Source organism: Ruegeria sp. AK4, from assembly GCF_056541025.1.
This window is the reverse complement of record NZ_JBQFXS010000015.1, coordinates 77,899-88,447: the sequence shown is the minus strand read 5'-3', so window position 1 is coordinate 88,447 and position 10,549 is coordinate 77,899. Positions and strand designations below refer to the sequence as shown.

At 59.3% G+C, this 10,549-nt stretch carries 9 protein-coding genes; 6 read left to right on the top strand and 3 right to left on the bottom strand.

Going from position 1 to position 10,549, the window contains the following annotated elements; translation table 11 throughout:
• Window positions 1-197 precede the first annotated feature (197 nt).
• On the bottom strand, window positions 198-623 hold the full coding sequence (locus tag ACR0EZ_RS20065) for a hypothetical protein (protein WP_480616456.1): 426 nt from the start codon (window positions 621-623) through the stop codon (window positions 198-200).
• A gap of 7 nt (window positions 624-630) precedes the next feature.
• Between ACR0EZ_RS20065 and ACR0EZ_RS20060 the strand changes: the two genes are divergently transcribed.
• Both ACR0EZ_RS20060 and ACR0EZ_RS20055 read left to right on the top strand, forming a co-directional pair.
• Window positions 631-2,280 carry a winged helix-turn-helix domain-containing tetratricopeptide repeat protein gene (locus tag ACR0EZ_RS20060; RefSeq protein ID WP_480616455.1) on the top strand — a complete coding sequence of 550 codons (1,650 nt, stop codon included), beginning with the start codon at window positions 631-633 and terminating at the stop codon, window positions 2,278-2,280.
• Window positions 2,281-2,460: 180 nt separating this feature from the next.
• Window positions 2,461-4,113, top strand: coding sequence for a bifunctional aspartate transaminase/aspartate 4-decarboxylase (locus tag ACR0EZ_RS20055; protein ID WP_480616454.1), 1,653 nt, complete (start codon window positions 2,461-2,463; stop codon window positions 4,111-4,113).
• Window positions 4,114-4,117: 4 nt separating this feature from the next.
• Here ACR0EZ_RS20055 and aspT read toward each other — a convergent pair whose 3' ends face one another.
• A complete protein-coding gene (gene aspT / locus ACR0EZ_RS20050) occupies window positions 4,118-5,818 on the bottom strand; it encodes an aspartate-alanine antiporter (RefSeq protein WP_480616453.1) in 1,701 nt (566 codons plus the stop codon).
• Window positions 5,819-6,066: 248 nt separating this feature from the next.
• Complete coding sequence (locus ACR0EZ_RS20045; RefSeq protein ID WP_480616452.1) at window positions 6,067-7,083, bottom strand: LacI family DNA-binding transcriptional regulator; 1,017 nt, start codon at window positions 7,081-7,083, stop codon at window positions 6,067-6,069.
• Window positions 7,084-7,219: 136 nt separating this feature from the next.
• Between ACR0EZ_RS20045 and ACR0EZ_RS20040 the strand changes: the two genes are divergently transcribed.
• From ACR0EZ_RS20040 to ACR0EZ_RS20025, 4 genes are all read left to right on the top strand, one after another.
• Entirely contained in the window at window positions 7,220-7,405 is a 186-nt protein-coding gene (locus ACR0EZ_RS20040) for a hypothetical protein (protein ID WP_480616451.1), read from the top strand.
• 24 nt (window positions 7,406-7,429) lie between these two features.
• Complete coding sequence (locus ACR0EZ_RS20035; protein WP_480616450.1) at window positions 7,430-8,575, top strand: TRAP transporter substrate-binding protein; 1,146 nt, start codon at window positions 7,430-7,432, stop codon at window positions 8,573-8,575.
• 113 nt (window positions 8,576-8,688) lie between these two features.
• Window positions 8,689-9,201 carry a TRAP transporter small permease gene (locus ACR0EZ_RS20030; RefSeq protein WP_480616449.1) on the top strand — a complete coding sequence of 171 codons (513 nt, stop codon included), beginning with the start codon at window positions 8,689-8,691 and terminating at the stop codon, window positions 9,199-9,201.
• An 11-nt stretch (window positions 9,202-9,212) separates the two neighbouring features.
• A complete protein-coding gene (locus ACR0EZ_RS20025) occupies window positions 9,213-10,541 on the top strand; it encodes a TRAP transporter large permease (RefSeq protein ID WP_480616448.1) in 1,329 nt (442 codons plus the stop codon).
• Window positions 10,542-10,549 lie beyond the last annotated feature (8 nt).

Here is a 10,549-nt window from a genome sequence, read left to right as displayed (position 1 = left end):
TCATCCAACCAATATAGATCGCTCATATCACCGCTCGATTTTCGACCGGTGAATCACGCCGACATACAGAAATCAATGGGTCCTGACCCTAGGGAATCCCAAGGGCTTTCAGTCTGATATGAAGGGGCCAGTTTTCACTGGCGATCATTGCTGATGCAATCGAAACGGACATTGGGGCTGCCGCAACGAATTCTCGCTTATCCCATCAAAGGCACAAACAAACATTTAAGTTCCGTATCCCGATCCGCGATCCGGGCGTTTGTTTCTTTCATGAAGGGACGGGCGCGGCTTTGGATGCAGGCGTAGAACAGCCCGTCGCGAGAGGGTTGGATGCGGGGATCGGAATGCGGTATCACACCTGTCACGCCATCGACAATATAGCCGCCGCGCACCTCGACGACCGATGACGGCGTCACCGACTGGCAATCGGTGTGTGGGCAGCAGCTAGGCGGGATCCAGTCCTGTGCCGCAGTTTCGGCCGCAAAGGACAAACCGCTTAGCAGGGCCAAATTGATGGCGTGCACCGGGCGTTTCCACAAAAACTTGCGAAGAAATGAATTCGATTTAAAATTGGGTTTTGAATACAGCATTTGCTTTCGCTCACTCGTTTCATCGGGAGGCATGGTGCAAGTGTCGGAAACCACAGCGGAAAAGTCCGGAAATTCCGGAGAAAAAAACCTGAAATCTGGCGATTCTGTCGGGCTGTTTGGTCTGCAATTCGACATCGCCACTCATAGTTTGCAACAACCGGATGGCACGCCCGTGCCGTTGCGTGCGCAGTCGGCGGACGTTCTTGCATTGCTTGTCGAAGCTGACGGGCAGATTGTTCCCAGAGAGAAAATAGTTTCGCGCATCTGGCCCGATACCTATGTGACCGAAGACAGCCTGGTGAAATGCATCGCCGACATCCGCAAGGCGTTGGGCGATACGGACCGGTCCAGAGTTCAGACGGTGCCGAAAGTCGGGTACCGGCTGAACCTTGCCGGGGATGCGCGCGCGCGGTCCCGGCTGCGTCGCATGGGGTCGCTGCCGGTTGTGGCCGCGATCCTTGCCGTGATCGCACTGTTCTACGTTGCAGTTTGGCCGCTCAAGACGCCAAAGGCGCTGGCGGATCAACCACGGATAGCGGTGCTGGCCTTTGACGATTTCTCTACCGGCGACGACAAGGGCTACCTTTCGGATGCAATCGCAGAGGGGTTGATCACCGAACTGGCCCGCTTCCCGACGATTGGTGTCATCGCGCGCACGTCTTCATTTTCCTATCGCGACAACGAGGCTGACATAGAAACCATCCGCGAGGAGTTGCGGGTGCACTACGTGCTGGAAGGCAGCCAGCAAAAGGCTGGGGATGGTTTGAAAATCACGGCGCAGTTGATCGACACGCGCACTGGCGCCCATATCTGGGCCGAAACGTATAACCGGCAGATCGGCGATCTGTTCACCGTGCAGGAAGAAATCGTGCGCGGCGTCATTGCGAATATCGTTGGAATTGTCGAGTTTCGCCCTCTGCCCGAAAGCGATCTGAATCAGGTCACCGCCCTGAAGTACTTTCTCGAGTCTGTCGGCAGCCCCGACAGCCGCGAACAGATGGACCGCCGCTTTGCACTGGGCGACATGGCGCTTTCCGTCGATCCCGATTCCGAATGGGGATATCTGATCCATGGCTGGACGCATCGCCATATGGCGGTGTTCTTTTCCACACCCGAAGAAAAAGCGTTCCACCTGGAAAAATCCAATGCGTTTGCCAATAAAGCCATCGAGATCGCGCCTACAAACTACTTCGGCTACTGGATGCGGGCCCGGGTTCAGACCGAACGCGGCGACCATGAGAGCGCGATGGAAACCTATCGCCACGCCATTTCGCTGAACCCCTCTGCCTCTTACCTGATGGTCGCCAGTTCCAGTCCACTGCTGTACATGGGCCGTTTTGAAGAAGGCCTTGCGGTGATCGACCGTGCGCTTGATCTTGATCCGAAGCACACGGGCTGGTTCCACTGGCAACGCGCCTGGGCCTTATGGGAACTTGGCCGGTGCGAGGAAGCCCTGGCGGCATTCGAACGTATGTCCAAAATTTATGGCGGAGCCCATAGAATGCTAGCCGCGACCCACGCCTGCCTTGGCCAAAAGAACGAAGCAGTCGCGGCGCTGAGTGTGTATCTTGAGGCTAATCCCGAGGCGACCCTTGCTATAGAGGCCGAGAAGTCCCGAAAAACCTGGCCCAACCCGCCCTCGGTCGAAAGATGGATGCAAGACATGGCGTTTGCCGGGATGCCCAAGTAGCACCGGCATAGCTCTTCAATTCCGATTTTCTTCAAAATGCGGTTCCACGCTTCGTGGGATCGGCAAGATGGGCCGAATGTGTGCAAGCAATCGGTTCGTCTGACACAGACCTTCCACCCACGGTATTGTTTACACAGACACATTTCCCTGCGTACGATCCGGTAGAATTTCTCGGATTTCATGAACCAAGGGTTTGATACCATGTCAGAAACGCTGGACCTGCATAAGTACGAAAACCTAAGTCCTTTCCAGATCAAAGATGAGCTCATCAAGCTGGCCGAAAAAGAGGCGCGGCAGATGGCGCTGCCTTATCTGAACGCAGGGCGCGGCAATCCCAACTGGATAGCCTCGAAGGCGCGCGAGGCGTTTTTTCTGCTGGGCCAGTTCGCGATGACCGAGGCGCAGCGGCATCGCAATGAACCGCAGGTCGGTCTGGCGGGGATGCCGCAGGGACCGGGCTGTTATGACCGGCTCACGGCCTATTGCGCGGACTCGGTCGAAAGGAACGGCCCGCCGGGTGCGGACACTTTGGCCGACATGGTGGATTTCGCGATTGAGAAGTTCGGCTTCACGCCTGACGATTTCGTGCTGGAACTGACCGATGGCATCGTTGGTGATCACTATCCGATGCCCGACCGTTGCATGGAACATAATGAGGCGATCGTCCATGAATACGTGATGTGGGCAATGTGCGCGGGGCATCGGCCTGATGCGAAATTCGACATTTACGCGGTTGAGGGCGGAACCGCCGCCATGTGCTATATTTTCAAAGCGCTCAAGAACCAGCGTTTGCTGAATGCGGGCGATACCATCGCGTTGGGCACGCCGATTTTCACCCCCTATCTGGAAATGCCCGTGCTGGAAGATTACGGACTGAACGTGGTGGACGTATCCTCGGCAGAGGAAGACCATTTTCAGCTGACCGAAGACGATCTTGAACAACTGGCGGACCCGAAGGTCAAAGCCCTGTTCCTGGTCAATCCGGGCAACCCGTCATCGGTTGCGATCAGCCCCGAGGTCATGACCCGGCTGGTCGAGTTCGTCAAAACCCGCCGCCCCGATCTGATCATTCTGACCGACGATGTTTACGGCACGTTCATTCCGAATTTCCAGTCGGTCATGGGGCATCTGCCCGAGAACACGATCGGGGTCTATTCCTATTCCAAGTATTTCGGCTGCACCGGATGGCGTCTGGGGGCCATACTGGTGGCCGAGAACAACATCTTCGACAAGATGATCGCCGACGCCCCCGACGAAACCAAAGCCCTTGTCAATGCGCGGTACGAGACGCTGACCCCTGACCCGGACTCGTTTAAGTTCATCGACCGGATCGTGGCCGACAGCCGGGATGTGGCGCTGAACCATACGGCGGGTCTGTCGCTGCCGCAGCAGGTGATGATGACGCTGTTTTCGCTGGTCGAGTTGATGGACGAGGACAAAGCCTATCAGAAATTCTGCTGGGGCATTCTGAAACACCGATTTGACGAACTGGTCGAGGGCATGGGCATCGATATCCCCGACAACCCGCTGTTCGACCGGTATTACGGCATTTTGGATTTCGAGTTCTGGCTGCGCAAATATGTCGGCGAAGAGGTGGTCGCGTGGATCAAGGAAAACGTTCACCCGCTGGATATCTCGTTCAAACTGGCGCAGGACCACGGGATCGTGCTGCTGAACGGGTCGGGCTTTGACGCTCCGGACTGGTCGGCGCGTGTGTCCTTCGCCAATCTGGATGACAGCGCCTATCGTCAGATCGGGCGCGCGGTGCGGGCCGTGGCTGTTGGCTATGTGCAGGCCTATCGCGCTTCGAAAGGCCTGCCGCTGCACGGCTGAACAGTCAGGGCACGAAGGCCACGACCAGCGGACCCCAGAGGGTCAGGAAAATATTGGCCACCGCATAGGTCATGGTGAAGGCGGGCGTGGGTGTCGAGTTGCCCGCCTTTTCCAACAGTGTCGCAAAGCCGGGATTGCCCGAGCGTGAACCGGTGACGACGGCACAGGCCTCGACCGGGTTTTTGATGCGCAGGACGAAATAGTTGATCGGGAATTGCACGATCATCGGCATCAGCGTGACCAGTATGCCCAGCAGCAACAGGGTAATTCCGTATTCCTGAATGGCCTGCAGCGCGGGTTGCCCGGCATTCAGGCCGACAACGCCGACAAAAACCGCCAGACCAAAGCTTTGCAGGAAATTCGCGGCCCCCCGGTTGATCCCGCCGATTTTGGGGCGTCTGATCCGCGCATAGCCGATGATCAGACCGGTGACGAGGCAGCCGAGCCCCGAGCCGAGCGCTACTTTGGTGCCCGCGATGACAAAGCTGATCTCACCGATCAGATAACCGATGGCGACACCGATTCCCAACGCGATGAAATTGGTGACCGAGGCCGAGGGCGGCACGTATCCGGCCTGCTTGGCCACCCGGTTCAGATCGTCCTTGTGGCCGACGATACTGACCTCGTCACCCGCATGGATCTGGGTGTTTTGCAGGACCGGCACATCATGACCCATGCGCGTGATCTTCGAGATATGGACGCCACGGCGCTGCTCGGCCGTCAGGGCTTCGCGCAGTTCTGCAAGGGTTTTACCGGTCAGTTTGCGGTTGGTGATCACCACATTGCGCCGCTCTTCCACGATGGTCAGTTCCGGCGGGTACTCGCCCACCTCACCGCCTGCGGTGCCCTCGAACTGCGCCAGTTGTGCGACAAGGCCGGACACCACGACCACGTCGCCGGCGCCGATAACCGTATCCGGGGTCGGATCGGCCGGCGCGCCGTCCTGCAGCAGCCGTTCCACGATCAGGTCGCCGTCATACGCGCCCTCGATGGCTTTCACTGTTTGGCCGATGATTTTGGCGTCGGTGTTGACCTGATAGGCGCGCGCCTCAAAGCGGTTCATGGGAAGGAACTCTCCTTCCTCAAGCTTGCGGCCACCGCCGCTCAGCTTTTGGGCCAGCTTGATGGCCTCCTGCCGCAGATCGCAACGCAGGATGATCGGGATGACGCTTACCGCCAGAATGGGGCCGATCGAGCCGAAGATGTATGTGACCGAATACCCCACGGCGATGTTGGTCTTGAGCTTTTCCGCCTCGTCCGAGGCCAGCCCCAGCAGATCAATGGCGTTTCCTGCGGTGCCGATAATGGCCGATTGCGTCAACCCGCCAGCGGCCAGACCTGCCGCCAACCCCTTGTCCAATCCCGCCAGCCTGGCCACGACGATCACGAAGAACAGGCCCCACAGGGTCATCATGAAAGCGGCCAGAAGCTTGGTCAGCGCGGTTCGGTTCAGTGCCGCGAAGAACTGCGGGCCGCCATTGTAGCCGACCATGAAGATAAACAGCGAGAAAAAGACGTTCTGCACATCGGTGCTCAGGTTGATGCCGCCGATCTGCCCGACGAACACTGCTACCAGCAAGGTTCCGGCGATGCCGCCCAGTTCAAACTTGCCAACCCGGAATTTTCCGACGCCGTATCCCAGACCCAGACACAGAAAAAGCGCCATGATCGGGAAAGCGCGTAGCTGTTCAGTGATCAGTTCCATCATCAAATCTCCGGGCATCTGCACTGGTCTGACCGGTGCCGGCTACGGTGTCTCAGTGCGCTGAAAAACCACGAGGATTCAGGCCCCTGCCACCGCGACGGTGTCAGGTAATCACCGCGAGCGGATTCTGTCAAATCCACGCCCGTGGGCCTGGAGGCTGCAGTTTGTTAAGGACGCACCCCGAGGGCCTGCCGCCTTTTGCACCAGTGTGCGTAAGGCCAGAGATCCCGATGGCTCGATTAGCCGGATCAGGCCGCGCCGAGCGAGCTTCGGGTCACGATCTTTGTGCCTAATTGAACCGAGCGGCCCGGCACGTTCTGCTCGATCATCTCGATCAGCCCGGCGGCGGCCTTGCGGCCCATTTCCCGGTGCGGAACGTGAACCGTGGTCAGGCCGGGCTGGGTTATTCCGGCCAGTTCGATGTCGTCGAACCCGGTGATCGAGACGTCTTCGGGAACCCGAAGGCCCATCTCACGCGCCTGCCGGACCGCGCCGACCGCCAGAACATCGTTGCCGCAGAGCACCGCCGTCGGCCGGTCAGCGCGGGACATCAGGTCGTGAAACGCGCGGGCACCGTTGTCTATACCATAGGGCGTTTCGATGATCGGCAGGTGGTCGGGCGACAACCCGTGGGCAGCAACAGCATCCCTGATGCCTTCGACCCGCAACCGCGCGCGGTCGTTGCCACGGCGAATGCCAGAAATCACCGCGATGCGGGTGTGCCCCAGCGCCATGACCTTGTCAGTCAGGTCCCGCATGGCCTGCCGGTTGTCAAAGCCGACAGCCGGCGCGCGCGCACCGGGGCTGAAGGACCAGGCGACCAGCGCGGGGACTTTCTGGCGATCCAGATAGTCATAAATCTCGCCGCCCCGGTCATGCCCGATCAGCAGCAGCCCATCTGCGCCCCGGGCGACCAGGTTTCGGATTTGCTCTTCCTCGGTTTCGGGTTTGTAGGCGGAACTTGCGACCAGTAATGTATAGCCGCGCTGGTGGATCTCTTCCTGAAACGCCTGCAGGCCGCGCGCAAAAATGGCGTTGTCCATGGTCGGAATGATCGCGCCGATGGTGAAGGACCGCTTGGCCGCCATGACCCGCGCGGCGAAATTGGGGGTATACCCCAGCGCATCCACCGCCGACATGACCCGCTTGCGCGTTGCTTCGACCACCCGCTGCGGATCGTTCAGGCATCGCGACACGGTTGCTGTCGAAACACCCGCTTGCCGGGCCACATCATTCAACGTTGGGGCTGACCGAAGATTTGGCATTCCTGAACCTGAGTTTCACATTTTCCTAAGACTAAATGCTTCGATGGGCGGTGAAAAGCAATAATGTAAGCGCTTGCATTTCTGATGTAAGCGCTTACAAAGGAGTCAGGGCCGAATCCAGAAGGAGTTCCCAAAAGTGTTTCTTGCAGCCTCAGTCCTCGTGTTTGTCATCTATTTTGCGAACGTGGCGCTGGGGGCGTATGCGGGCAGCGCCTTTCTTGGGGATGTCGGAGAAATGTTGGTTCTGTTCGCGGCGTCGATCCTGTTCGTTGTCGCAATTCTGAAAAAGGAAGCGGACCGCGACGAAAAGAGCGGCAGCTGAATTTTTTGCTTGGGAGGGCAATTCATGAACAACGACAAGACCGAACTGGCGTCAGCAGAACGCCGCAATTTCCTGAAGCTCAGCGCCACAGGCGCGTTTACGGCGGCCTTGGTTGCCGGGGCAGGGGGCGTGCTGTGGTCGTCCGAGGCTGCGGCGCAGACCGCCAAGGAAGAAAGCGAGCGCGAAAAGGCGGCGGATCACGTGATGACCATCGCGACCGCCTATGTTCTGGGCGCGTCCCGCAGCTATCCGATCATGCAGCTGGACCTGAAAGAGAACATCCAGAACGCCACCAACGGCAAGGTTTATGTCAAACTGGCCCCCGGCGGCCAGTTGGGCGCTGGCGGGTCGCTGGTGCAAAAGGTTCAGGGCGGCACGATTCAGGCTGCGCAGCATTCGCTGTCGAACTTCGCGCCCTTTGCATCAACCGTCGACCTGATCAACATGCCGTATCTGTGCGGCTCGAACCAGCGCTTCACCAATCTGGTGCATTCCGACACATGGCAGCAAGAAGTGCATCCCAAGGTCGAGGCTGCGGGCTTCAAGGCCCTGTTCTACGTGGTGATCGACCCGCGTGTCGTTGCGGTGCGTCAGGGCGGCAACGCCATTGTCACGCCTGCCGACATGAGCGGCGTGAAGTTCCGCGTGCCGGGATCGAAGATGCTGCAGCAATATTACCGCATGGTCGGCGCGAATCCGACCCCTGTAGCCTGGGGCGAGACGCCCTCGGCGATCAAACAGGGTGTCGCGGATGCGCTTGATCCGTCCGTGGGCGCGCTGTTCGTCTTTGGCTTCAAGGATATCCTCAGCCACGTGACCTTCACGCAGGCGGTGCCGGACAGCCAGGTCTATTCCTGTAACCTCGAATGGTTCAACTCGATGCCTGCGGATGTGCAGGAAGGCATCATGTGGGGCTCGGAAATGACCAGCCACCAGAACCTGTCCAAGGTGCCTTCGGCCCGCGCCTATGCCATGGCCGAACTGAACAAGGCGGGTGTGCAGTTCCAGTCCCTGACCAGCGATCAACTGGCCGAGTGGCAGGATGTCGGCGGCTACCAGCGCTCGGAATGGGACCCGTTCAAGACGGAACTGGCGGGATCGATGGATGCCTTCGACAAACTGGTCGAGGCCGCCGGAACGCAGGGCAAATACTACGTCCACGACGCCTGATGCCACCTTGGGCACCCAGCCCCGGGTGCCCGATTTTTGCACTGACAGTCAGGCCTGAAAAAGGCCCGCGACAGAAGGCCTGCGCCTGGCTGTTCCATCGCCGAGGGACCCGGATGACCATTCTTCAGAACATAGACCGAAACGCCGAACGCTGGCTGCTGCTGGTGTTCTACGTGATGCTGGTCATAACCATGGCCATCGAGGTCCTTCGGCGAGAGATTTTCGCATTTTCCTCGATCTGGGGCGAGGAAATCGTCCGCTACTCCTTCATCTACCTCGCGTGGATCGGGGCGGCGGCGGCAGTCAAGGAACGCGCCCATATCCGCATCGACGTGATCATGCACTATCTGCCGCAACGGCCCAAGGCGCTGCTCTATATCTTCGGCGATCTGGTGATGTTCGTCGTGGCGGTGATTGCCTTGTACTGGTCGTACGAGGCCGTGCATGTCTCGGCCAAGTTCGGCTCGGTGACAGACGGGCTGCGGGTGTCCAAGGTCTGGTTCCTGATGGCCGTGCCCACCGGATTTGCGCTGATGATCTGGCGGCTGATCCAGTCCCTTTTGCGCGACCTGAAATCCCTTCGTGACGGAACGCCCGTCTTCGAAGGCGACAAGCTGTTTGACTAAGGGGAAACACGATGCTCTGGAATTCCCTCAATCAAACCGTTGAACTGGGCTGGGATTTTTACCTGCCCGTGATCCTGTTCGTTGGCCTGATCGCGCTGGCCGTGCCGGTCTGGGCCGCCATCGGGACGGCTGCCATCGTCATGCTGGTCATGTCCGGCGACCTGCCGCTGAGCCTTGTGGGCGAAAGCCTGTTCACCGGCATCGACGCCTTTGCCCTGACCGCCGTGCCGCTGTTCATCCTGACCGGCGACGTACTGGTGCGCACCGGGTTGTCGCGAAAATTCCTGGACGTGGCCGAGGCATTGACCTGTTTCGCCAAGGGCGGCTTCGGCTCAGCCACCGTTCTGGTCTGTGGCATGTTCGCCGCGATCTCGGGTTCCGACGCGGCGGGTGCTGCCGCCGTGGGCCGGATGACCATCAACCGGCTGGTTGAAAGCGGCTATCCGCGTCCCTATGCCTGTGCGCTGGTCGCGGCGGGCGCCTGTACCGGCATCCTGATCCCGCCTTCGATTGCCTATATCATCATCGGCCTTGTTCTGGGCATTTCCGCCTCGACGCTCTTTTTGGCGGCGCTTATCCCGGGTCTGGCCATTTTGGTCTCGATCCTGATCACCAACATCATCATGAACCGCCTCTACGCCTATGAGGGCGGCGGGATGATGAGCATGGGCGAGTGGCTGGCCAATCTGGGCAAAGCGCTGAAATCCGGCTGGTACGCGTTCATCGTGCCCGGCATCATCTTCTACGGCATCTTCTCGGGCCGCCTGACGCCCACCGAAGCCGGGGCGACCGCGGTTGTTGTCACCATCATCATGGGCTTCATCCTGCGCACGCTGACACTGGCCGATTTCCCCTCGATGCTGGTCAGTTCCGCCAAGGTGAATGGGGTGATCCTGCCAATCATCGCCTTTTCCGCCCCGCTGGCCGAGGCGCTGGCGATCATGGGCGTGCCGCAGGGGTTTGTCACCTCGGTCACCAACCTGACCGATGACCCGTACCTGCTGATCCTGCTGATGATCGGCATCCTGATCGCCGCAGGCTGCGTCATGGAGACGACACCGAACATCGTGATCCTTGCGCCCATCCTGAAACCGCTGGCGGACAATATCGGAATGAATGAGATTCAGTTCTGCATCATGATGATCACCGCGCTGGGCGTGGGGTTCATCACCCCGCCGCTGGGTCTGAACCTGTTCGTGGTGTCGGGGATTACCGGCGAGTCGATCCTCAAGATCGCGGCCCGCGCGGTGCCCTTTGTTTTGACAATGCTGATCGTTGTCATTCTGATTGCCTATGTGCCAGCGGTGTCGACCACCCTGCTTCCTGAAATCTACCAATAGGATCTGTT